Source organism: Thermoplasma sp. (assembly GCF_023256435.1).
Lineage (GTDB): Archaea > Thermoplasmatota > Thermoplasmata > Thermoplasmatales > Thermoplasmataceae > Thermoplasma.
In genome coordinates, this window is sequence record NZ_JAGDXM010000049.1 from 20,671 (window position 1) to 44,153 (window position 23,483).

The window sequence follows — 23,483 nt, forward strand, 5'->3', positions numbered from 1 at the left end:
TGATGAGTTACTCTATGTATGCCTTTTCAAGAAGACTCTCCAGTGCAGGTGGATATTATACATTTGTCTCGCGAGGGCTGGGAACATCAGCGGGCTTTGTCACTGCGCTGTCCTATATAACCTATGAAGTACTAAGCTTTACCGGATTTGGTATTCTTGGATTCTTGGGTTTTGGTTATGCTATCCTCCCATCTCTTGGAATATCCATCCCGGATCCTTATATAATCTGGATGCCGATTGCCGTTGTATTCATCGGCTTAGTCAGTCTTCTGATATATCTTGGCATAAAACCATCATTGCGATTCGTCACATACACCATGTTTATTGAGGTTAGCTTTCTCATAACTACTTCCGTTGCTCTCATTATTATGCACCCTGCAAGGGCAAACCTTGCTCCATTCACCCCCTCACCAATGGGTAACGATCCCTATGCGATATTTGCTATGATGATCTACGCCATAGGTGCATTTGTCGGGATAGGAGGATCTATACCGATTGCGGAGGAAACTAAGAAGCCGAAGAGGAACGTTCCACTAGCCATAGTAGCCACCATAGCAATACTTGGTGTCACCATAATACTCGCCTCATATGCTCAGGTTATAACATGGGGCGCACAGAACATATCCACTTTTGGCGTAGGTAGCAATGCGTATCCACTTCTGACCATCTATAGAACAGATTTTGGCTTTGCCAGCAATATAGTATTCTGGATTCTGATAGTCATCGTACTCAATTCATTTTTCACAGCCACAGTTTCTCTAGGAACCAACGCGACAAGAGTCCTTTTCTCTATGTCCAGGGAGGGTGCACTGCCTTCATTCCTTTCTGAGATCAACAGAAATAATGGAACACCTACCATGTCCATGATAACGCTAGCACTGATATCAATGGCCATAGTCATAGGCGTGGGTGCTGGATTTGAATTCATAGCCAAGATGTCACCATTGAATGCGCTTCTCTCATCATCGATCTTTCTCCTTATACTTGAAAGCCCCATCACATATATCGTGCATATACTCACCAACACCTCACTCTATAGATATATGAAAAAACACACAAGAATGAACTTCATGAACACCATCAGATACCTTCTAATACCCTCTGCCTCAACCGCAACGCTGGTCGTGGCCATAGTGGCGAGCATCTACTTCAACCTCTTTTATGTCGATGCAGTTTACGCTTCCTTCGCCCTGATAGCTGTGATAATCGTATCAACCGTGATTATGAGATTCAAATTCAAAGAGAGACTGGAATACCTTGGAGATTTCAGTCTCTAATTTCTTTTATTGAGATCTGATACTGCGAAAGCGTAATATTGTGTGTGATGATCTTCCGGAGTGATACTTGTATCTGAGGATGAATTGGGTAAATTCGATGAAAAATCGAAAAGCTTACTGGTCAGAAATCGGAAATATCATCTTGATCCATCAATCGTGATAGATCCAGGAGATGAGATAATCGTTCAGGGGAAGCGTTTCATAGCATCTGAATTTCAGCCGATCTATTTCGGTAAACTTATAAAACGGAACACGCAGATCATATCGGACATCGATGCCTCATATATAATTGCCAGGGCAGGTATAAGGCCAGGTATAGACGTTCTAGAGATCGGTGTTGGATCCGGCAATATGTCCTCATACATACTCTGGGCATTGAACGGCAGCGGATCCTTAACCATCGTGGAGAGGGATGAAGAGAATCTCAGGAAGGCGCTTGATAACATCAACGAGTTCTATGATACCGCCAATATCAGAGTGAACCTGTGTGAGCTGAAGGATTTTGTAAGTGAGAGATCATATGATGCAATAATAGCTGATATTCCAGATCCATGGGATTATGCTGAAAAGATCTCTTCAATGCTGAAACCTGGCAGAATTGTCATTTTCTATCTGCCCAATTTCGATCAGAGTGAAAAAACGGTCATATCGATGGCAGCATCTGGATTAAAACATCTTGAGACCGTTGAGCTGATGAAACGCAGAATACTCGTAAGAGAAGGTGCGACAAGGCCAGCGAGCGATGATCTTACGCATACAGCCTTCATAACATTCGCAATAAAGGGATCAGGCATTGAATACCGCATATGAGATGTCTGATATTGGGCATGATCTCAGATATTCCATATTTTCTATTGACCGTTATCGGAAAATGCCTATGCGAAATAGCATTTCTAACGCATCAATTTTAATATCCCTATGTATGTATGAATGTATCATGAGATTTGACAGGCAGGATAAGGCTGTATCACCTATAATCGCCACTATACTGCTCATAGCGATAACGATAGTTCTTGCGGCAACGCTCTATTCCCTGCTTGGTGGTTATGTTTCACTAATATCCGCACCGACACCACAGGCTTCTATGACCGTAACAAATCAGACCCAGCAGAATTCAAATGATGGTGTATATACCATATACATAAGCGGCGTCAATCAAAACATATCGTTATCAAAGGTAACACTAGAGTTTCAATCCTCCAATGGGAATGTGACCGAGATACCGCTGACGCAGGGTACCATAGAAACTCAATATTGGAAGGTAACGGTAAATGGGCCGGATTATCTATCGGCACTTACAGTGATAACCATAAGCAGTTTACCGAACAACAGCAATCCATTTATAAAATTCGTTAAGCTGGTTGATACCGTTACAGATGGCACTATAGCAAGCCAGAGTGTTGGTCTTGCTTCGGCAACTTCCTGATGCTCTCCAGGTTCATCACCACTATGGCATCATTCCCAACATTCACGTTCGACATTGGGATTAGATAGTTGCCGTCTTCATCCATTGGTATATTCAGCCTGCCCCTGCCTCCGGATGGTTTAGTGACCATCGTTATAAGGTTCCATTTTTCGTCTGCAAGAAAGTTCTTGACGTATCCTATTATCTCGCCAGAGCTTGACATAACCGGCTTCTGATTCACGCGCGAATAGAAATCCATCATAAATACAACATGAATTGGTATTTATTTTTATTTATCGCATTGGCACCATTCTTCGGAAGTTCTAGATTTTCCACCTTTCGTCATTTTAGTTAAGGGTAAAACATTCAATAAAGGAGGATCAGAGATATAGTCCCTGATCCTGCAGCTGTTTTCTCCTCTCAGATACAGACTTGCTCATGGTCTCCGATAGTGTCCTGTAGAACTTTATGACCTCTTCGTCCACAGATGGTCTTATGGTCTTCAGGGCATCGAGGAAGTTTTTCTGAGAAACGGAGGTTGCGTCCGGATTCTCCCTGTAGGCATTCATACCAGCCTCCCTGCACAGGTTTTCCAGATCTGCTCCAACGTAACCTTCAGTCCTCTGAGCGATGTCATTAAGATCCACATCTGGAGCAAGTGGCATGTTCCTTGTATGCACCTTGAGTATACTGAGTCTTGCCTCCTTGTCAGGTGGCGGTATATAAATCAGTTTGTCAAATCTGCCAGCCCTGAGAAGCGCGGGATCCATTATATCTGGCCTATTGGTTGCTCCTATCACCACAACACCGTTCATAACCTCGATGCCGTCCAGAGATGTCAGCAGCTGGTTCACTATCCTTTCAGTGACGCCTGAGTCGCTTGTCGTCCCTCTCCTGGGTGCTATCGAGTCTATCTCATCCAGGAATACAATGGCAGGTGCTACCTGCTTTGCCTTCTTGAATATCTCCCTTATGGCCTTCTCGCTCTCTCCCACCCACTTGCTGAGGACCTCCGGGCCCTTTATCGATATGAAGTTTGCGTTGCTCTCTGTTGCGACGGCTTTTGCTAGAAGGGTCTTACCGACACCAGGCGGGCCGTATAACAGGAACCCTTTGGATGGCCTGATACCCAATCTCTTGAATACATCAGGCTTCAGGAGTGGCAATTCAACAGTCTCCTTAATCTCTCTCTTTACATCCTCAAGACCGCCGATATCGTCCCAGTGGACATTAGGGACCTCAACCATGACCTCTCTCAGGCTGCTGGGTTCGATTGATTTAAGCGCATTCTTGAAGTCTTCCTCGGTCACCACCATCTTTTCAAGTATCTCCGTGGGTATCGGCTTGTCAAGATCGATCTCTGGTAGATATCTCCTGAGGGCGTTCATCGCACTCTCCCTGACCAGAGCCGCGAGATCCGCTCCGACAAAACCATAGGTGTAATCTGCCATTTCCTCAAGGAATTTGTTCTTCTCCTCCTCACTCATTCCTAGGGGCATGTTTCTGGTGTGTATCATCAGTATCTCCTTTCTTCCGTTTCGATCGGGAACACCGATCTCTATCTCTCTATCAAATCTACCAGGTCTTCTGAGAGCAGGATCTATTGCATCTATGCGGTTTGTAGCGCCTATGACTATGACATGCCCCCTCTCCTTCATCCCATCCATTAGTGTCAGAAGCTGAGCAACAACTCTGCGTTCAACTTCGCCCTGAACTTCTTCTCTCTTGGGTGCGATGGAATCTATTTCATCTATGAATATGATAGACGGAGCTGTTTCTTCAGCCTTTGAGAATATCTCTCTCAGCTTCTGTTCGCTCTGACCGTAGTATTTGCTCATTATCTCAGGTCCATTGATGGATAAGAAGTTGGCGCCAGATTCATTTGCAACGGCTCTGGCTATGAGCGTTTTACCCGTCCCAGGAGGCCCATATAATATGACCCCTTTGGGCGGTGTTATCCCCAATCGCTCGAAAAGTTCAGGGTGCTTCAGCGGAAGTTCTATCATCTCCCTTATCTTTCCGAGCTGCTCGGACAGGCCTCCGATATCCTCATAACTTATCCTTGAAACCTCTTCTAGAACCTCAGAGGCCGGCTCCTCCCTTATCTCTATCTTGGTCTCCTCGCCGATCTCCACGGGAACCTTGCTCGGTAGAGTCTTGACAACTTTGAAAAGAAGTCCTGTTTGGCCTGCAAGAGTCAGGCCAGGAACACTTATATTGTCCTGTTCGAGCATTGGTCTTCTTATCAATGCACGCTGTACGTATTCCTCTATTCCTTCACCGAATTTGAGTCTTTGATCTTTCCTTATGATGGGTGCCAGGGTGACCTTCTTAGCGATCTCAGTCCTGACCTTCCTGACCTTGACCTTATCACCTATGGATGCCCCACAGTTGTTTCTCATGACGCTGTCTATTCTGACAATGCCCTTGTTCTCATCTTCAGGTCTTGCCCTGTAGACCCTGCCCACTGTTTTTCTGACCTTTTCGATTTCAACAACATCACCGATCTCGGCATCAAGTAACCTCCTTGATGATTCATCTAATCTAACCCTTGACATGCCAGGATCGGTTGAGTTTGCCTCTGCAACCCTGAGTATGATACCGTTATTGGATTCCATAAGGCCATATTGCTTCCCGAATATTTTAAGTTTGTCAGCTTATAGAAATAACATTGTATTGGAATATAGACCGATCCATTTGAATGGGAATTATCTAATATCATCGTTAGTTCACGCTATTGCTTTTATAGCGTGAGCTGATCATGTGGGTATGAAGGCTGCTGTCCTTGAAGGAATAAACCATCCGCTGTCGATAGTGGATAAAGACATTCCAGAACCGGCCGATGATGAGGTCATTATAAGACAGGACTACGCCGGTTTATGTTACAGAGACATTCTTAGTGCAACAGGATTTTTTCCCAGGATCCAGCTACCCATAATTCCTGGGCATGAGATAGGTGGAACAATCGTCAAGATTGGAGACAAGGTTAAGAATTTCAGAGTCGGCGATCATGTGGCCAGCCTGATATACGTTCCATGTGGAAAATGCGAATACTGCAGATCAGGCAATGAAAATTTATGTCCATACAAAAAATCCATAGGAGAGGAGATCCAGGGAGGGTTCAGGGAATACGTAAATATTCCGGAGATAGCCCTCGTTAAGGCGCCTGGAAACGTAGACAGCAGATATCTGCCCATAGCATCGTGCGTCACCGGCATGATATATCACGCACTATTCAGGCTTGCTAAGATCAGGGAAGGACAGAAGGTACTGATCACAGGGGCCGGCGGTGGAGTCGGTTCAAATGCGGTGCAGATGGCTAAGGCTTTTGGTGCAACGGTCATAGCCGAAACGACCTCTGATCAAAAGAAGGAGATGCTTCAGAAGATCGGCGCGGATTATGTGGTCGATGGTAATGGAAAATTCAATGAGGAAGTGAAGAAAATTGGCGGAGCGGATGTGGTACTGGAATGCGTTGGTATACATACATTCGAGAGGGCATTGAGGAGCCTTAACAATGGAGGGAAAATGATCGTGATCGGAAACGTCAAGCCTGATCCGGTGAATCTGCCTCTCGGTCTCATCATACTTAAAGGAAATACTATACGAGGAAGCATCAGTTCAACAAGGAAAGACGTGTCAGATTCGCTGAATCTGGTCGCGGAGGGGAAGATAAAGCCAGTGATAGGCATGGAGGTAAATCTGGAAAGGATCAACGATGCGATGGACATGATGAAGAACAGGCAAACAGAGGGTCGCGTTCTTATAAAATTCAGATGAGGCCATCTAAGATCTAATGATCATATTTTCATTCAAAATTTATGTTAATGTTTCTGAATCACATAAAATTCCGTTTCATGATCCGTCTATCTTCTTGCCATGGGGGCAAGTTTTTGGATTCCCAATCGAGGCGGATATCTTTTTGGCGTCATCGTAGTCCACCAGAAAGTCAAAATTACCTATCTTCTTGCAAGCATCATTGGCATCGATGCCACTTCTGCTATACAACACCTCAAGAGTCCTGTGAATCATCACTATTCTCTTGTATGTTTCTTCTCCTTTATCGGTAAGGGCTACCATACCACGGTCTTTTTTTATCAATCCCTTTTCCTGAAGTCTTGTAAGTATCTCCAACACGGATGGAGGCTTTATATTCATGGAAGCCGATAGATCCTTGAGTCTCACGGGAAACGGCCCATTGGAAGACTCCTTGATGGTTATAAGGCAGTCTCTTTCCTTCTTCGTTATGTTTTCCATATTATATTAGTATCAATCTAACTTATTTAAAACTTTCTAATATATGACAGAATCCGCTGTAAGCCCGTCCATTATATGCGATTCTTGAAAAGCTTTAGATATTTCATAAATGTGCGTCAGAAGATGCTGTACCTCCATATATTTTATGAAAAACTTTAAGCCGTAAAGGTTTTAGGGGTATCGATCTGTATGGAAGAGCTGATATGCAATATAGAATTTGCCAAAGAATCTGACACAGAATATACCGCCAAGCTGAGGACTGAAATGGGCGGGCTCAGAGAATACACTGGAAGAACGTTTGAGGATGTATTGAATCAGGTTATACTGGAACTCGAAGAGGAATTTTCCTGAGATTGAGGCCAATAATGTGCCTAGGGAAAGGAGAATTAGAGACCACTAATAAAATTGTCTTTATTTCTCGTTTTTCATCATTCTCAAATATCGTTCAGATGGATATAGCATATGGCAACTCTTTTTAAATTTTGAATTGATAAAGATGCATGATATCCGATGATTACAGATATGCAAGGCAGATGGTTTTAAGGCAGTTCAATAACGATGATATCACTAAGATCAGATCTTCTAAAGTTCTCGTGGTAGGGATAGGTGGCGTCGGCAGCCTCATAGCCGATCTGTTTGTTCGCAGCGGTGTTAAGAGCATAACGCTGATAGACAGGGATTATGTATCATCATCCAACCTTTATAGGCAGACGCTGTATTCCGACGAAGACATAGGCGATTCAAAGGTTGTTGCTGCTAAGCGTAGACTTGAAAGAGTAAACCCTGAAGTTGAGGTTCTAGCAATAAATGAAACGTTTGATGCGGAAAACGCTGAGAAGCTCATATCATCTGTGGATATAGTAATGGATGGAACAGATAATCTCACAAGCAGGCTCATAATAAACGATGCCTGTGTCAAGAATAACAAACCATGGGTGATGGCATCGGCCATAGAGACGTATGGCCAGGTTAAGGCTATAATTCCCGGAAGAACATCTTGCTACAGATGCTATTTTACCGGCGATCCTTTTCCACAACCGACATGTGCGGAGGTGGGTGTACTCAGCTCGCTTGTGACCGCGATATCGTCATTGGCATTCACGCTGGGCATCAAGATCCTCACAGGTAAGGAGGTGGACGGTTCGATATACAATCTGGACATATGGAGCATGGAGCTGGACAGCATCCGCGTGGATAGAAGGAAGGATTGTCCCAGCTGCGGTCTGCATAATTACGAATTCCTCTCAGACAAATATAAAAATATAGGCTTGGACTTTATGCCATAGATGAAGATAAGGGGCTTGATCTTTGACTTCGATGGGACACTGCTGGATTCGGTGGAGCTGAGGATCGATTCATGGAAGAATGCGTTCAAAGCCTATGGCGTTGATGTTCCTGAGGATCTAATTCGGCCGATGATAGGTTTTCCGGGTGTTGATCTAGCCAAGAAATTTGTAAGAAACCCGTTGGATGTGGAGATGCTTCAGGAAGATTACTTCCTGAAGAATATCGAATCTGCCAGGTTCTTTCAGGATGTCATACCAACGCTAAATAAGTTGAAGGAGATGGGCATAAAAACTGCGGTAGTGACCTCGACCAGAAGGATCGTGATACAGAGATTCAGTATACCCGTCGATCATATAGTGACTATAGATGATGTTTCCAAAGGGAAGCCAGATACAGAGCCTTATTTGAAGGCCATCAATATGATGGGTATCAGACCTGAGGAATGCATCGTGGTGGGAGACATAGAGAACGATCTCATCCCAGCAAGGAGGCTAAAATGTATATCTGTGCTTGTCAAGCATGGTCGGAATATAAGTTCAGCCTTTGCGGATTACGAAATAGAAAATATAGGAGACATACTTGACTTAATAAGAAAATTGGAGGTCAATGAGAATCGCTGAATCGCTTTCAACGCCGTAATCGTAGAAGATTATAGATCCATTTAATTTGGATTTCGGCTATAAATGCCTTAAATCGCTTTCCATAATCGATCTCCGAGGATCAATATCGTCCGAAGAAGGTTTGACCTTTATTGCTTTCTTTAAGAAGATCGGTCTTTTCTAGCTCAATATCCAGAGTACCTTCGACGAATATGATTAGAGATCACTTATCTGAGAGAAATAGTAGGTAAAGTTGGATATCTCCAAATAGTTTTCAGAATCTCCGATTGAGGCGTTCGGATTAGTTATAGGTATCCTGATCGTCGTGGGCGTTCCATATGTGAGCGATATGCTTTTGATCAAACCATTTATTTCTATGTTCATCATATTGCCGGCTGTAAATTCTGTGGGCGTAAATGATATTTCTATGAAATTTCCTTGCTGTTTTTCACTGACATTTTCAAATAGACTTGGAACGGTCAGCGATACCTTCTTCTCAAATACTGCAAAGAGTATCCTCTCGCTGAATCTTATTGTTAAATTTACCGGTTTAAGCATCCAGCCGGATGAGATCAGTGCAGAGGTGTTTACGGGTATGAGCAGATCCGCCGTTGCCTCTGACAGTGCCGGAACTATGACCTCTGAATTATAAATTGTTATTACGGCACCAGTGTATGCCCTGTTTTCAAAGATGGCTTCAACCTTGAGATAATAATCCTGGCCAAGTTTTTCTAGACTGTTTATATTGAATGAATCGGATATGGCGACAGACGTCATCTGCTGCTCTTGTACTGCTATGCCAGTTGAGACAAGCATAACCGAGACAAACACGGAAAAAATCAGCAGAAGGATCGATAACGTCTGACGCATACTGAAAATAGGTGAAATAAATATTTAAATTTTATCGTAATAGGAACCGAATTTTTCTTGCTTTTTATTATTATGTCGGACAGAAATCTGACCATAACATTAATTTTTTATCGAAACGCGCAATAATGAATTATGATCCTCGCTGAAGTGACCTATATTCCCATTGGCCCGGGTACATCTGCTTCCAAATACATAAACGCCGCATTGGAGGAATTCAAAAAATCGGGTATTAAGTTTTATCCGAATAGCATGGGAACTGTGTTAGAGGCGAAGACAATAGACGAAATATTTGATGTAGTCAAGAGAGGGGAAAAGGCGATACTTTCGATGGGGATAAAAAGGGTCGAAACATATATAAAAATCGATGACAGAATAGATGTGGAGAACAGTGCGGAGAGAAAGTTAAAAGCTCTCAAATATTGAATTGAATTTCGATATAGTTTTCATTTGAATGAATATTTTAAATATCAAAAAAAATTTAGCCATTATGAATGTAAAGGATTTCGCCAAGAGTCAAATGCAAAACGCCTGTGAATACCTTAAGAATCAGAATCCAAAATATGACTGGGTCGGCATTTACGTTCTTGAACATGGGAAACTGAAGCTTGAGGCTTTTGTTGGAGAAAAAACGGAGCACGTTGAAATAAACCTGGGTGACGGGTTATGCAGTTTGGCAGTCATAAAGAACGATATAGTCAATGAGTATGATGTGAAAAGCAACCCAAAATATCTTGCTTGCTTCGCGTCCACTCAGTCGGAGATAGTTGTGCCCATAAGATTCAACGGGAAGGCAATCGGTGAAATTGATATAGATTCTGACCAGAAGGCTGCTTTCGGTAATGAAGATGAGAAATTTTTATCACAGATAGCAGATCTTATCGCACCAATAGTATATCAATTCTATATGGAGTAGCTTGTTAGAAAAGTCGGTGATCTTGGGGGAAGCTATAAAGATCTTTATTAGGTCTGGAGGTGCACTGGCTTCCCCCAATAATAAAATTTCATGGAAAACTTGTAATAACAATGAGGGTGGGTTTTTGCGCTATGAATACACATAGAGGAGACGCCAACAATGCAATACGATAAGCGTGAAGATATCAGCCATCCGTCTCTGAAGTATGGATATCTGGATCTTAAGTTGAGAAGCATATCACTGATTGCGAGATCAGGTCAGTATGACATAGATGCACATGGATATAGGCCGCCCAATGTCAATGATATCGCAAAATTAGAAATAGTCTTTTAAAATCATATCCTGATGGAAAAACAGACGGGGGAACTTGATCTGGAGTTCTTTCTCAACAGTGGCTTTGAAAAGAAAAGATGCGTTAAATGCGGTTCATACTTCTGGACGCAGGACAGGGAGAGGATCACATGCGGAGACACCCCCTGTGATGAATACACGTTCATCGGCAATAGTCCAGTACCGAGATCGTATACGCTGGATGAGATGAGGGCTGCATTCATAAAATTCTTTGAGGATCGTGGTCATAAATTCCTGAAACCATATCCTGTTGTTCCAAGGTGGAGGGAGGATGTACTCCTTGTAAATGCTTCAATATACGATTTTCAGCCACACGTGACTTCCGGCATAGTCAAGCCGCCAGGAAATCCAATCGTAATGTCGCAGCCGAGTATCAGGATGAATGATGTGGATCTTGTCGGTATAACTGGGCGGCATCTGACAAGCTTCGAGATGCTGTGCCATGATTATTTCAATTCCAAAGACGAAACGGTTTACTGGAAAGAGGAGACGGTGCATTACTGTTACGATTTCCTGACAGATGGCCTCGGGATCGACGGAAAGCTCATAAGTTTCAAGGAAAAGCCATGGTCAGGAGGTGGTAACGCTGGAAATGCCCTTGAAGTATTCGTGAGAGGGCTTGAAGTAGCTACGCTGGTATTCATGGACATGAAGGAGGATCCGAATGGGCCATACGAAATAGATGGAATCAGGTATTCCAAGATGGACATGAAAATTGTGGATACGGGCTATGGCTTGGAAAGATTGACGTGGCTTTCACAGGGCACGCCAACGGTTTATCAGGCTATATATCCGGATATCATCGCCCATGTGCTGAATAATTCATCGGTATCTAAGATTGATGACGAGTTTCTATCAGAAGTTGTGAAGGCTTCTGTGATGAAGGAGCCCTATGAGGAGTCTTTCGTCATATCGCAGCTCGAGAAGAAATATCCAGACGCCAGAGTTCGATTTGAAAGGATAAAGAAGGCCAGAGACGTATTCCTGATGATCGATCATGCCAGATCCCTGATGCACATGTTTGCAGCTTACGTAATACCATCCAACGTCAAGGTTGGCTATCTTGCAAGAATGCTCATAAGAAGAGCCTACAGAGCCCTGAACAATACCGGATACAGGGGTACGCTGCTTGATCTCATACACATGAACTATGAAGATCTGAAAGAAATAGTGGGTGAATTCCCTGACAGCTTCGCTTCAGATGTACTTTCAATTGAGGAGGAAAAATACAGAGAGGTGGAAAAGCATGGAACACAGATCATAGAAAAGCTCCTGTCTAACAAGGGAAGGATAGATATCGAAGATCTGATACTTCTATACGATTCGCATGGAATAAGTCCTGAAACTGTTAAGGGATATCTGGAATCAAAAGGTATGAAGATTGAGATACCGGAGAATTTTCATTCGCTTGTCATTCAAAGGCATGATAAGGGAGAGGTGGCGAAGAAAAAATACAGCGATTATCCAGAGATAGAGACAAGGACATTATATTATGATGATCCTTTCATGAGGGAATTTACCGGACTCGTGCTTTATTCAAGGGGCAATGAGATTATACTAGACAAGACGGCCTTCTATCCTGAGGGTGGCGGTCAACCATGGGATCTTGGATATTTTGAATACAAAGGTCGGAAGATAAATGTAACAGCAGTCAGAAGATATGGAAAGACCATCGTGCATACCCTTGATGGTGAGATACCGGAGAATGTTCGCATCCATGGTGTGATCGATTGGGACAGAAGATCCAGGCTTATGGTGCATCACACCGCTACGCATCTACTACTCGGTGTGCTCAGAGAGATACTCGGTCCCCATGTCTGGCAGAATGGTGTTCAGAAGGATGTGGAAGAATCAAGGCTTGACATAACGCACTATCGCAGAATAGATGACGAGACCATAAGGCGGATAGAGGATCGCGCTTTCGAACTTATAAGGGAAGGAAGAGAGGTCAGCGTGCGAAATCTTGACTGGTACAGTGCCATCGATAAGTATGGTTTCAGGCTATTTGAAGGCGGAGTTCCACTGACATCGAAGATAAGGGTCGTTGAAATACAAGGCGTGGACGCTGAAGGTTGCGGTGGTACTCATCTGAAGAACATTTCGTCGATAGGTGTTCTGAAGATAAGAAAGGTAGAAGCCATCCAGGAGAACATATACAGGATAACATTTTCGGCTGGTGTGCCGGCACTACATCTGTTCCAGGATTCTTACGAATCAGCATACAGAATATCAACTATGATCAAGAAGCCGATCAGCGAAATAGCCCAGTCTGTATCCGAGATATATAAGGACTACGGCGATCTGAAAAGATCTCTGCTGGACTTGAAACGCCGCGAAATAGAGAATAAGATACTGAATGCAAAATTTATAGGTAAAGATGGAAAGGAATACCGTATAATCGAAGCCGATGAGTCGGACATTGGAGAGATATCCAGAATAGCTCATTCTAAGAAGATAGACATCGTCGTGGAGACGAGAAAGTCAGGTGCATTCAAGTACACAGCAATATCGCCAAGCAGGAAAGCCAAAGAGATGATCAAAGTGCTGTTCAATGTCGAACCTGAGGGAAACGATTCAGTCGCATCATTCATCAACGAACACAGTGAATGACGCCATTATACCTGGATGATGGAATTCGATGAAAGGACTTTCAAACCATCAAAGTGAACCTTTTTTCAATTTCTGAATGCGTTTCTGTGCGTTCATGCCGATGCGGATGACTAAAAGGAGAACTGGGAATGGACTAAAGATGATCTTAGTCTCAATTCAGGTCCGCTAGTGCAAGATGGATGCCTGAGTCATTCAGTTCGCGAAGATCTGATCTCACCGATTTGGGCATCTTGCATCCTGATTTGTGATGTCAGACATGATGCAAATGAGCATGATCAGTGACATTAAGCAATATAAAGTGATACACAATATGATGTCTGACAAGTCTGTCGATCACTAAATTGACGAAATATAATATGGGAAACTTTAATAATGAATCATTCAGATGAAGTTAAAAATGGCTGTGACACCGGAACGGATTCAGCAGATTGTTGGACGATACTATGGCGTTAAGAGAATAAGGGAAGAGGAAGGAGAATTCGAAGTAGAGGTTGAGGATATAGATTTCTATCCCGAGGATTACTTTTCGATGCTCGTTTCGGATCTCAGGAAGATGGGATATGTTGCCTTCACAAAGACGAAAAACGAGATTATAATTATAGAGGAACCGGAGAGATCAAAAAGATCGCTGCTGAAAATTCTTATGGCAATAGCCACCGTGATCACACTCTTCTATGTTGGTTATTCTTATGTTTCATCATATTTTTCATCTTCGCTACTGATGTCGTTCCTTGAGACGCTGATCTATTTCGTGATACCAGTATTCATTATACTCGGATCAAGAGAATTCGGGCGGTATCTTGGAATGAAAAGGAACAGCATGCAGTATTCGTTTCCAATATTTGTTCCGGATCCGATCGGAATGGGTACGATGGGATCAATAAATGCCCCGAATGTGGCCTATCCAAGTAAGAGGGCCATGGTTGAATCATCTCTATTATCGGTTGTATTCGGTTTTCTAGTATCTCTGATCTTTGTTATAATCGGTGGATACCTATCGCTCATGCAGCGAATTCCGGTCTCTGGTGTCAGATCACCCATACTCCAGATTGGAAGCCCACTTATATTTCAGGCTGCCATGCGCAGCTTTGTCCCATCTGACGGTGTTCTCTTTCCTACGGCGTATGCGGGATGGGTGGGTATAATAGTGTCTGCCTTCAACGCTATGCCTATTGGATTCCTCGATGGGGGTCTCATATCATCAGCCATGCTGGGAAAGTATTCGCAGTATGTTTCGTACGTTGCCATAGTCGCAATAATAGGACTTTCCATACTCTATCCATCCTGGCTGATCCTGTTAGTTTTTGTCCTAATAATCGGTATAAGGGGCCCTGAACCGCTCAACAATGTTGGCAGGGCGTCAGGATATGTGAAGATCCTGGCACTGTCCATCGGCATCATAATACTCATAGGGCTTGTACCGATCCCATTTCACACGCTTCCTCCACAGTTTTCTGTCAGCTACGGTCAGACCCAGTTCGTGGTGTATTCCGTATCTGCAAATATTTCAACAAACGTTTCATGCTTTCTGAACGTCTCCAATCATGGAACATCACCGATTACCCCTGGATTTTCCATATCGCCAGCGATCCCCATAAGCGTAAAGTCTTCATCTCGATCGGTCTCTCCTTCCACATCGCAGAGGTTCAACGTTACAATAAATTTCACAAAATCGGCTCCAGGATTTTACAGCTATGTGATCTCGGTATTCACATCAACTGCCTCAGAGCTCGTTAATATACATATATATTTCATAGATCTCACAGAAAATTTTACCATGAAAAGCAACAACCCGCTGATGGAGAATGCCACGGTAAACGATACCGCGAAGATACCGTTGGCCAGCGATACAAGTTCAACGCTCATGCTGAATGTCTATGCCTTTGGATCATCCGGTATGGATTACCATGTGGTGGTGCAGAATGCTGTGACCGCAGTGGGTGAGAATTTTCCATTTGTGCTTAGTGGCGGAACATCGTTCCTCATCCTGGTGAATTCGACCATACCGCAGACCGTCTACGTGATCGTCTATGACCAGCAGTATCAGGGCGATGTCGCAGTGATCAATTTCGTGAATACGACTAATACAGTACACAGATGATGCACATCAATCCCAGAACCTCCTGTTCCTTGCATAGTCCATCTCCGCAGTGAGTATCGCCCTTATAAGATCGTTCTCATCTGCATAGGTAACTTCCAGAATTCTGGACGCGGTCTCCGGCCCCACTCCTCTAGCAGACAGAACCATGACTGCCTGTATTCCTTTCTCCTTGACGAGATGCGCATTCTTCAATATGCGTTTCCTGTAGGCTGGGTCATCGATCTTTGATCTCTCAAAGTCAGAAAGCGCGGCAACGAGCCTCGATCCGCATGCATCACATTTGGGCACCTTTATGTCCTTTACCCTGTACGTTCTCACATTTCCACAGTTGACGCAGTAAAGCGTAACGCGTTCATTCATTATTCTGTTCCTTACCGATTCCAGTATCACCTTTGTGGGTCTGAGAGGGGCAACGCGTTCTGAGTAGTGCGAAATGAAGATGTCAGAAGCCTTGGATATGCGGTCCTTAAGCACGAATTCTATCATATCTCTGCTCTCTATGAAATCCGAAAGTGCGGACGTGTCCATGTAGTCATTTATTAGCTTTCTTATGGAATCCTCGTAGACCACTGAATTAGAATAAGCATCCATTATCTTGTCTATTCTGATCCTCTCTAGATCCGCGTCCTCGCTTATTATTCCAAATTTTCTGGCCTCATAGAGGAAGACAGACTTGAAAAAGCGGGATCTTGAGGCTGAAGATCTTATGTAGGACATCAGATTCTCCAGATTTATTCCCTTTATGATGCGCATGACATCCTCCGCGTATATCTTTCTTGACGTGCGCATGTATATGTGATACGGCGAATAATCCATCTCAACGCTTTCTCCAGTCACGGATGTGAGGATGTTGGATAGTATCTCGGCCAGGGCAAAATTTCCCCTTGTTCCGAGGAGTATCTGCACTATTATCTCGTCGTTGAAGCTCTCTATTATTACCCTATGTGTGGTGGCGATATCGTTCTCATACCATTCCGAGAGTTTCTTCTTTGAACTGGCATCGATATAATCAGGCAGTGATCTTGAGATTCTATTCATAGATACACGTTGAACCACATCGTATAACACCGGTATGTCCTCGCCAGTCCATCTCGGTGCAACAGCCGGAGTGAAGAACGACTCAACTATGATCCGGTCATGATCGATCCTGACCACCCGCCAGGTGTTACCTCGCATGACGAAGTAGCTTCCGGCATCGATCTCTGAGGCCACATATCTTTCATCCAGAGTGCCTATGAACTTGCCTGAGACATCTATGACCTTATAGTTCTTCTCGCTGGGGATCATCGATATATTTTCTATGTAGTACTTTAGCGTATTCCGTCGCTTACCGATGAACTCGTTTTCAAGCCAGAGTTTCCTGGTGTTCGATAGAAATGTTATTACCGAATAATACTCGTCCCAGGTAAGATCGGAATAAGCATAGGATCGCTTCACCGTCTCAAAGAATTTTCTGATGTCGACCTTCCTCTGGGAATTAACCTCGGAGAGGATCTGATTTGCCAGGGTCGAGAGTGAGTTCTTCATTATCTGAACATTCTCTATCTTTCCTTCGGAGATGCTGTCGACGATTGCAATTGCCTCCTCCATCTCTATCACATCGGTGCAGACCACGTAACCTCTGGAGGTCTTTCCTATCCAGTGTTCGCTGCGGCCTATGCGCTGTATCATCTTGTTTATCTGTCTCGGTGAATTGAACTGTATGACCGCATTGGCCGTGCCAACGTCTATGCCCAGTTCCAGCGAAGATGTGCAGATCAGGGCCTTCACCTCACCGTTTTTGAAGGCCTTTTCTGCAAATTCTCTGGTTTCCCTTGACAGTGATCCATGATGTACGAGAACAGGTATTTCTCCGAATTTCAGCTTCATCCTGAAGGCAAGATCCTCCGCGACAAAACGCCTGTTTACGAAGACTAGAGATCCAGAATATCTGTTGATCAGTTCCCATACCTTCAGGATCGCACCTGCATACTGTCTGTCGCATCCCATGATCTCGGCATCAGATTCGCTGGATTCATCCGGGACCATGACCTCGATCTTCATGTTCTTCTTCAAAGTGGTGTATATGATCTCGCAGTCTCCATCAGGAACCAGAAATTTTGCCAGTTCCTGAGGATTGCCAACGGTGGCTGAGAGTCCAATACGCTGAAAATTACCAGCCAGATCCCTGAGCCTCTCAAGCGCGATTGAGAGCTGTGAGCCGCGTTCATTTTCGGCGGCATCGTGGAGCTCGTCTACTATGACAACCCGTACATTTGATACAAACTTCCTTAAATTCTTGCCGTTCAGAAGTATCTGGAGAGATTCTGGTGTCGTAACCATTATGTCCGGAGGTGTCTCCGCCATCTTCCTCCTGTCGGCATCCGTCATATCGCTGTGCCTGACCTGAACATCTATGCCCAGCTCGCGACCATAATCAACAAGACGTGAGAGAATATCACGGTTCAGGGCTCTGAGGGGCGTTATGTAGATCGCGAAGACCTTCTGCGGTCTCTCATTCAATATTCTGTGGAAAACGGGTAGTATGGCCGCCTCCGTCTTCCCGCTGCCCGTTGGTGAGAGCAGGATAGCATTCTTTCCTTCAAGTACAGAAGGGATCATCTGATCCTGCGCTTCTGTTGGTTCCGTGATTCCATGATTGCGGAGGATCTCGATGATCCTCGGATCTATCATTGAAAAGGCGTTTGACATTCTATTCTCTCATAGATACGCTTCCAGCTATGATGAGTGGATCCCATACTGGCCCAAAGGGTGGGGTATAGCCAAGATCATCATAGAAGAGATCTTCAACAGTGAATCCGGCAAATATCGCCGTGGCCAGCGTATTGAGCCTCCATGCGGCCCCATCCTTTCCAAGAACCTGCCCTCCTATGATCCTCTTATCGGAATTCCGGTAGAGTATCTTCACGTAGATATCCTCCTTCCCAGGATAGTAATTTGCCCGGCTCTTTGCCTTTATCAACGTCTTACCGAATTCAATGCCAGATGCAGTCGCTCTCTTCTCGTTGAGACCTGTGAAACCAACCTCCATGTCGAAGACTTTTACCAGCGTTGAACCCACTGCGCCGGGAAAGTTCATCTCTGAACCAGCGGCATTGGATCCAGCGACCCTGCCAGCCTTGTTGGCTATCTGTGCCAGCGGCATCATCTCCTCTTCGCCCGTGATGATGTTCTTAACGGTTGCCACATCTCCAGCGGCATATATTCCAGGCGTTGACGTTTCCATGTGACTATCTGTTATTATTGCACCGCGCTGATCCAACTTGATGCCTGCGTCCTGTGCAATGTTTGAATTTGGTACTATGCCCACTGCGGCTATGACAAGGTCGGATCGGTGATCGTCCACGGTTGTCTTGATCGCATACTGATCCTCATCTTGCTTTATCTCAACCGGTGAGGATGAAAATTCAACGTTAACCCTCGATGCAAAATAATCGTTGAGAATCTGTCCGATATCCGGATCGAGCTGTGGCATCACCCTATCGTACTTTGATATTACCTTGACCTTCTTTCCGGCTTCCGTCAATGTGGAGGCGAGCTCCACCCCGAGCACACCTGCTCCTATTATTGTTATCGTTTTCGATCTGTCGATGATCTCCTTAAGACGTATGGCGCTTTCAAGGCTGCGTATACCGAGGACACCGGTCGCAATCCCTTGTGGTATCCTCGGCCTCGCACCTGTGGCAATTATGAGCCTATCAAATTTCACTGCGGTACCGTTATCAAGGAGAACTGAGAGTGATGCTGTATCGATCTTCGTTACAACTCTGCCCGTTATCACTTTTATTCCCCTCTTCTGGGTGAACTCCTCTGGTGGATAATGGAGAAGATCATTTGGGCTCTTAACGATACCCTGAAGGAAATAAGGTATTCCGCATTCTGCATAGGAGACAAATGAACCAGATTCAATTACGGTAACATTTGCGTCTCTGTTGACTCTCTTTGCTTTGGATGCGGCTGCCATACCTGCCGCACCGCCTCCGATGACAACTATATCCATACGGGAACATTGAAATATGGGATATATAGATTTGTTGAATTCCGCAGAAAGTTCGGATATTTCCTGTATTTCTTCTGTCATTATTTGAACAGAATATACTATCTCTATAGGACAAAAGATCTTTGCATCGTGCAGCGATCTGGCATCGGACCATCAATTTGCTTGAAGGGGAGCATACAAAATGCTAATAACATCTTAAAATTTAAGCCCCCCGAAGTTGATCGTATCAACTTAAAAATCATCGTCGTCTTCATCTTCATCTTCGTCATCGAAATCATCATCGTAATCCATTCTCTTGAAGACCAAACATTCCACCTCCGGACAAGAAAGTGATATCCCCTATAAATATGTTTTCTGCACACTAACCGGACAATCGATCATACGGCATGCGCCCCACATGTATACGGATGCGTACGGGCTTTTAGTCTGGATATAGAACAGAATCTCATACCTTGAATTACATGATTCCGATGATTTTCAAATCTGTCTGTGCAAAACTGCAATACTAATATTCAACGAACATGAATGAATATTATTTGATCAGGAGTTTCATGATCAACGCCTTATATATGAACGTCTTTCATCGGATTCTGACGCAATATCAGAGCGGTCTATTACTTGTTTGCGTTTCTTCAGCGTCATGGAGTAAAGCGATATGGTCTTAGAATATGAGTGTACACGGTGAATATCCACTGGTTCGAGACCAACCGACTTAAGGTCAACAAGGCGCGATTCAAGGCCCGATACATCCAGGAATTCGTAATAATTAACTGTACCGCCCACCCTTATGGTTTTCAATGCATCAGGCAGAAATGAGAATGATGCTGTGGGATTGTTCATGATGACTCGATCGGCCTCAGATATTTCACTGGCCACCGATCTTGCATCAGCGCATACAGGTTCTATAACCCCGCGAAGCGCATTTCTGGTCATGTTCTGCTGCAGCATGTTTATGGCCTCGCAGTTTATGTCGGAGGCTATTATCCTGACTCTATGGTATCTGGCAATCTCTATGCTTATTGGCCCAACACCTGCGAACATGTCAAATATGAATTCGCCATCTGAAACTTGATCAATAAGCCTGCGCCTTTCAGTGGCTAGTCTCGGTGAGAAATAGGCTTTTGAGATATCAATGATGAAGTTGCATCCATTTTCTCTGTATTCCGTCACCGTGTTTCCATCGCCTGCTATGAGCCGAAGTCTCCTCTTCCTCTCGGATCCAGCGACTCCTTCATCGAAGAACACACTCCTGATATTTCTGTGCGTCTTCAGAATATCATGCGCCAGCGCCTCGTCATATCGCTTCATTACGACGATGGTCCCAATCGTATCGAAGGAACCAGATGCCGAGGGTACCGTGATCCTCGGCTCAGCATCGATGACGATATGTTCCCCTGAATAATCGTCCCTCACAGGGATGTAGACGAATTCTTCATTCCTGATCACGGAAAAATTCCTATCAAAGATGCCCTTTGCCCTGAGATCCGTTATTATCTTTTCCGCCATACTTTTGCGGGCCTTAACGAACTTCTTTGGAGGCAATGGATCTCGCCCTCCTTATCACGGAATTTGCCAGCGTATCTGAGAAACCGTAGATGGATCTTATCCTCTCCGGCGTAGCGCTTGCGACATCTGCTATGCTTCTTAGACCGGCATCGTACAGTCTTCTGGCCCTCACGCGTCCAACACCCGGTATGAGCACCAGATCCAGAATATCCTCCCTGATGCCCTCCTTTATACGCAGATTGAGTATCTCCAGCATTCTTCGAACCTCTGGCTTGTATATGGAGGATAGTTTTGCAAGCGAATAGGAGAGCCAGTCAGCCATTGAAATCCTTGCCTGCACGTCTCCAGGAGCTATTCCATAACGATCATAGAGGAGCCTGTAGGATGCCTCATTGATCCAGTCCCTCAACACTATGGCAGTCTTGGCCGCATCTATATCGCCATCTATCATACCTATATCATCAAGAAACTCCATGGCGGAAAAATCGTCTTTGATGTTGAACGGTATCATCTCTCTGCAGATCGAGATGTGGTACAGCGCATGTTCTATATCGGAGGGTCCGTTGAAGAAATCGACAAGTCTCAGTGCGCTCTCCGGATCTAGGTAAAGATCGCTCGTGGTCTTTCCCAGCTGGGTGGTCTTCAGCTCCGGTGTTCGCTTTATGAAGCCATTGCTTTCGAGAAATTTCAGTGAGGCATTGATCTTGTCTTCTAGCATGTTTTTGCCGTTCTGTGAAAAATAGAATGTGGTCTCATAGAATTTCATTATGTCTTCGGGCGATCTTGCGAGGCCCATTGATATGGTTGCGAGTGCATTGAACCTCACCTTCGCATCATTTCCAAGGTACGAGATAACGGGTTCAGGATCAGTTGAGAGGTATTCCTTGGCTGCTTCATAGCTGGACTGCGAGGAGACATATATGAGGCCGACACCGAAGCTGTCGTATCCAGGCCTTCCAGCCCTTCCTATCATCTGTTTTATCTCCATATTGGTGAGATACGAGATGCCGTCGTATCCCCATCTGGTTATGTCCCTGACTATGACGAGGCGTGCCGGAAGGTTAACGCCTGCGGCCAGCGTAGGAGTGGCCACTATCACCTTGATGCGTCTGGATCTGAATTCCTTCTCTATAAAGGCACGCTGGTCGTTGCTTAGTCCTGCATGATGAAATGCCACGCCTCTAGGTAGAATCTCATTGAGCATATCGTCATAGACGTTGGGATCGTCGGAAGCGATCCTTATATTCAGGCTTGGATCGAATATCTGAGCCAGATCCCTCGCGCTATCTTCAGCCTTCTTCCTGGAGCTGACAAACATCAGAACCTGCCCCTGATCATCCACGGTCTCCTTTATGATCTGGTTAACGCTGACTCCAGGTCTTCTCTTACCATCAAGATAGAGCTGATCCCTGTAGATGATTCCCGTCTTCAGTGGTACGGGTCTGAAGTCGCTCCTTATGAGGGACGCGTTGAGCCATCTTGCCATTTCAGCTGCATTAGAAACAGTGGCAGAAAGTGCAAGCACCCTCATGTCAGGGTTGACGTATTTTGCAACCGATGCGACTGTTTCTAAGGTGGGTCCGCGGCTTTCATCCCCAATGGTGTGTATCTCATCGATCACCATGAGGCCTACATCGTTCAGCATGTACGGATCATGGTGCATGAGCGAATCGGCCTTCTCTGATGTCAGGATGACTGCATCGTACCTTCTGATGAAGTCAGGTGTATCATCGTAATCGCCTATGGACATCTTTACCTTCAGGCCAAGATCTCTGAGTCTGGAAAGTTCAGAGTATTTTTCCATTGCCAGTGACCTTAGCGGCACAATGTATATGGATTTGAGATTTCTCTGGAAGGTTTCATATATTGCCGAATAGGCGATGAGAGTCTTGCCAGCGGCCGTCGGCACACTGACAATGACGTTCTTTCCCTTCCTAAGCTGCTCTATCGCCATCCGTTGATGATCGTAAAGCTGAAAGTCATTGCCATCAAACAGCTGAAGGAAAGCCCGATCATAACCCAGTTCGCTGATCTTCACGCTGCACCATAACTGATCAATATAAAAAGATTGAGACTCATGGCGATGCCCGTTAGATGCCCTTCAGCCGAGGCACATGATATTTGCGCTCTTCAGAGATCACAGCTTTCACATGAATATGGTGCATACAAAATATCGCATACATGGCTCATAATGATGGCGGCCTGTACTTGCCCCAACCGCGAAGGGCGTAATATTTCTGCAGAATGGATATCAGCTCTTCGTTGCTCATACCTGATTCTGGGGGTTCGCCATCCACGGGTTTTCTC

Annotated in this window: 20 protein-coding genes; 12 read left to right on the forward strand and 8 right to left on the reverse strand. The window is 44.7% G+C overall.

Annotation, left to right across the window (positions count from 1 at the left end; translation table 11 throughout):
• From Q0C15_RS06845 to Q0C15_RS06855, 3 genes are all read left to right on the forward strand, one after another.
• Positions 1-1,277: APC family permease (locus Q0C15_RS06845; RefSeq protein WP_297217625.1), on the forward strand; the 1,277-nt coding region annotated here is incomplete at its 5' end.
• A 60-nt stretch (positions 1,278-1,337) separates the two neighbouring features.
• Positions 1,338-2,087 (forward strand): tRNA (adenine-N1)-methyltransferase, encoded by a 750-nt coding sequence (locus tag Q0C15_RS06850; RefSeq protein WP_297217627.1) that lies wholly within the window; start codon positions 1,338-1,340, stop codon positions 2,085-2,087.
• Between the two features lie 127 nt (positions 2,088-2,214).
• The gene (locus tag Q0C15_RS06855; protein ID WP_297217628.1) at positions 2,215-2,703 is read left to right on the forward strand and encodes an archaellin/type IV pilin N-terminal domain-containing protein; all 489 of its coding nucleotides are present in this window, start codon (positions 2,215-2,217) and stop codon (positions 2,701-2,703) included.
• Here the strand turns inward: Q0C15_RS06855 and Q0C15_RS06860 are convergent.
• Together Q0C15_RS06860 and vat are read right to left on the reverse strand one after the other, a co-directional pair.
• Positions 2,660-2,944, reverse strand: a complete 285-nt coding sequence (locus Q0C15_RS06860; RefSeq protein ID WP_297217630.1) for a PRC-barrel domain-containing protein — start codon at positions 2,942-2,944, stop codon at positions 2,660-2,662. The two genes, Q0C15_RS06855 and Q0C15_RS06860, sit on opposite strands and share 44 nt — an antisense overlap.
• A 118-nt stretch (positions 2,945-3,062) precedes the next feature.
• Positions 3,063-5,300, reverse strand: coding sequence for a VCP-like ATPase (gene vat / locus Q0C15_RS06865; protein WP_110641448.1), 2,238 nt, complete (start codon positions 5,298-5,300; stop codon positions 3,063-3,065).
• A 151-nt stretch (positions 5,301-5,451) separates the two neighbouring features.
• Here vat and Q0C15_RS06870 point away from each other — a divergent pair, with 151 nt between their 5' ends.
• On the forward strand, positions 5,452-6,462 hold the full coding sequence (locus tag Q0C15_RS06870; RefSeq protein ID WP_297217632.1) for an alcohol dehydrogenase catalytic domain-containing protein: 1,011 nt from the start codon (positions 5,452-5,454) through the stop codon (positions 6,460-6,462).
• Between the two features lie 75 nt (positions 6,463-6,537).
• Here the strand turns inward: Q0C15_RS06870 and Q0C15_RS06875 are convergent, their stop codons facing one another.
• Complete coding sequence (locus Q0C15_RS06875; RefSeq protein WP_297217634.1) at positions 6,538-6,939, reverse strand: metal-dependent transcriptional regulator; 402 nt, start codon at positions 6,937-6,939, stop codon at positions 6,538-6,540.
• 189 nt (positions 6,940-7,128) lie between these two features.
• On the opposite strand from Q0C15_RS06875, the gene Q0C15_RS06880 reads away from it, so the two are divergent.
• From Q0C15_RS06880 to Q0C15_RS06890, 3 genes are all read left to right on the forward strand, one after another.
• Positions 7,129-7,290, forward strand: coding sequence for a hypothetical protein (locus Q0C15_RS06880; RefSeq protein WP_201796932.1), 162 nt, complete (start codon positions 7,129-7,131; stop codon positions 7,288-7,290).
• 149 nt (positions 7,291-7,439) lie between these two features.
• On the forward strand, positions 7,440-8,225 hold the full coding sequence (locus tag Q0C15_RS06885) for a HesA/MoeB/ThiF family protein (protein WP_297217636.1): 786 nt from the start codon (positions 7,440-7,442) through the stop codon (positions 8,223-8,225).
• Positions 8,226-8,846: an HAD family hydrolase gene (locus Q0C15_RS06890; protein WP_297217638.1), complete on the forward strand. Its 621-nt coding sequence runs from the start codon at positions 8,226-8,228 to the stop codon at positions 8,844-8,846. It abuts the gene before it with no gap.
• A gap of 195 nt (positions 8,847-9,041) precedes the next feature.
• Here the strand turns inward: Q0C15_RS06890 and Q0C15_RS06895 are convergent, their stop codons facing one another.
• Positions 9,042-9,695, reverse strand: a complete 654-nt coding sequence (locus Q0C15_RS06895; protein ID WP_297217640.1) for a hypothetical protein — start codon at positions 9,693-9,695, stop codon at positions 9,042-9,044.
• Between the two features lie 132 nt (positions 9,696-9,827).
• Here Q0C15_RS06895 and Q0C15_RS06900 point away from each other — a divergent pair, with 132 nt between their 5' ends.
• From Q0C15_RS06900 to Q0C15_RS06920, 5 genes are all read left to right on the forward strand, one after another.
• Positions 9,828-10,118 (forward strand): MTH1187 family thiamine-binding protein, encoded by a 291-nt coding sequence (locus Q0C15_RS06900; RefSeq protein WP_297217642.1) that lies wholly within the window; start codon positions 9,828-9,830, stop codon positions 10,116-10,118.
• A 64-nt stretch (positions 10,119-10,182) separates the two neighbouring features.
• Positions 10,183-10,608 carry a GAF domain-containing protein gene (locus Q0C15_RS06905; protein WP_297217644.1) on the forward strand — a complete coding sequence of 142 codons (426 nt, stop codon included), beginning with the start codon at positions 10,183-10,185 and terminating at the stop codon, positions 10,606-10,608.
• Between the two features lie 159 nt (positions 10,609-10,767).
• Positions 10,768-10,941, forward strand: a complete 174-nt coding sequence (locus Q0C15_RS06910; protein WP_297217645.1) for a hypothetical protein — start codon at positions 10,768-10,770, stop codon at positions 10,939-10,941.
• Positions 10,942-10,953: 12 nt separating this feature from the next.
• On the forward strand, positions 10,954-13,569 hold the full coding sequence (gene alaS / locus Q0C15_RS06915) for an alanine--tRNA ligase (RefSeq protein ID WP_297217647.1): 2,616 nt from the start codon (positions 10,954-10,956) through the stop codon (positions 13,567-13,569).
• A gap of 385 nt (positions 13,570-13,954) precedes the next feature.
• Positions 13,955-15,670, forward strand: a complete 1,716-nt coding sequence (locus Q0C15_RS06920; protein ID WP_297217649.1) for a site-2 protease family protein — start codon at positions 13,955-13,957, stop codon at positions 15,668-15,670.
• Between the two features lie 6 nt (positions 15,671-15,676).
• Here the strand turns inward: Q0C15_RS06920 and Q0C15_RS06925 are convergent, their stop codons facing one another.
• The 4 genes from Q0C15_RS06925 to Q0C15_RS06940 all read right to left on the reverse strand — a co-directional run bounded on the left by Q0C15_RS06925 (position 15,677) and on the right by Q0C15_RS06940 (position 23,214).
• Positions 15,677-18,361, reverse strand: a complete 2,685-nt coding sequence (locus Q0C15_RS06925) for a DEAD/DEAH box helicase (protein WP_297217652.1) — start codon at positions 18,359-18,361, stop codon at positions 15,677-15,679.
• A 1-nt stretch (position 18,362) separates the two neighbouring features.
• Entirely contained in the window at positions 18,363-19,670 is a 1,308-nt protein-coding gene (locus Q0C15_RS06930) for an FAD-dependent oxidoreductase (protein WP_297217654.1), read from the reverse strand.
• Between the two features lie 555 nt (positions 19,671-20,225).
• Positions 20,226-21,212, reverse strand: a complete 987-nt coding sequence (locus tag Q0C15_RS06935) for a class I SAM-dependent methyltransferase family protein (protein WP_297217656.1) — start codon at positions 21,210-21,212, stop codon at positions 20,226-20,228.
• Positions 21,190-23,214 (reverse strand): ATP-dependent DNA helicase, encoded by a 2,025-nt coding sequence (locus tag Q0C15_RS06940; protein WP_297217659.1) that lies wholly within the window; start codon positions 23,212-23,214, stop codon positions 21,190-21,192. The genes Q0C15_RS06935 and Q0C15_RS06940 overlap by 23 nt, the downstream gene beginning before the upstream one ends.
• Between the last annotated feature and the right edge of the window lie 269 nt (positions 23,215-23,483).

Excerpts from the sequence above, each read along its gene's own strand:
- Q0C15_RS06875 (WP_297217634.1), bottom strand. The coding sequence starts at position 6,939 with ATGGAAAACATAACGAAGAAGGAAAGAGACTGCCTTATAACCATCAAG.
- Q0C15_RS06905 (WP_297217644.1), top strand. The coding sequence starts at position 10,183 with ATGAATGTAAAGGATTTCGCCAAGAGTCAAATGCAAAACGCCTGTGAA.
- alaS (WP_297217647.1), top strand. The coding sequence starts at position 10,954 with ATGGAAAAACAGACGGGGGAACTTGATCTGGAGTTCTTTCTCAACAGT.
- Q0C15_RS06860 (WP_297217630.1), bottom strand. The coding sequence starts at position 2,944 with ATGATGGATTTCTATTCGCGCGTGAATCAGAAGCCGGTTATGTCAAGC.
- Q0C15_RS06890 (WP_297217638.1), top strand. The coding sequence starts at position 8,226 with ATGAAGATAAGGGGCTTGATCTTTGACTTCGATGGGACACTGCTGGAT.
- Q0C15_RS06920 (WP_297217649.1), top strand. The coding sequence starts at position 13,955 with ATGAAGTTAAAAATGGCTGTGACACCGGAACGGATTCAGCAGATTGTT.
- Q0C15_RS06870 (WP_297217632.1), top strand. The coding sequence starts at position 5,452 with ATGAAGGCTGCTGTCCTTGAAGGAATAAACCATCCGCTGTCGATAGTG.
- Q0C15_RS06880 (WP_201796932.1), top strand. The coding sequence starts at position 7,129 with ATGGAAGAGCTGATATGCAATATAGAATTTGCCAAAGAATCTGACACA.
- Q0C15_RS06895 (WP_297217640.1), bottom strand. The coding sequence starts at position 9,695 with ATGCGTCAGACGTTATCGATCCTTCTGCTGATTTTTTCCGTGTTTGTC.
- Q0C15_RS06885 (WP_297217636.1), top strand. The coding sequence starts at position 7,440 with ATGATATCCGATGATTACAGATATGCAAGGCAGATGGTTTTAAGGCAG.
- Q0C15_RS06925 (WP_297217652.1), bottom strand. The coding sequence starts at position 18,361 with ATGTCAAACGCCTTTTCAATGATAGATCCGAGGATCATCGAGATCCTC.
- vat (WP_110641448.1), bottom strand. The coding sequence starts at position 5,300 with ATGGAATCCAATAACGGTATCATACTCAGGGTTGCAGAGGCAAACTCA.
- Q0C15_RS06855 (WP_297217628.1), top strand. The coding sequence starts at position 2,215 with ATGAGATTTGACAGGCAGGATAAGGCTGTATCACCTATAATCGCCACT.
- Q0C15_RS06900 (WP_297217642.1), top strand. The coding sequence starts at position 9,828 with ATGATCCTCGCTGAAGTGACCTATATTCCCATTGGCCCGGGTACATCT.
- Q0C15_RS06910 (WP_297217645.1), top strand. The coding sequence starts at position 10,768 with ATGCAATACGATAAGCGTGAAGATATCAGCCATCCGTCTCTGAAGTAT.
- Q0C15_RS06930 (WP_297217654.1), bottom strand. The coding sequence starts at position 19,670 with ATGGATATAGTTGTCATCGGAGGCGGTGCGGCAGGTATGGCAGCCGCA.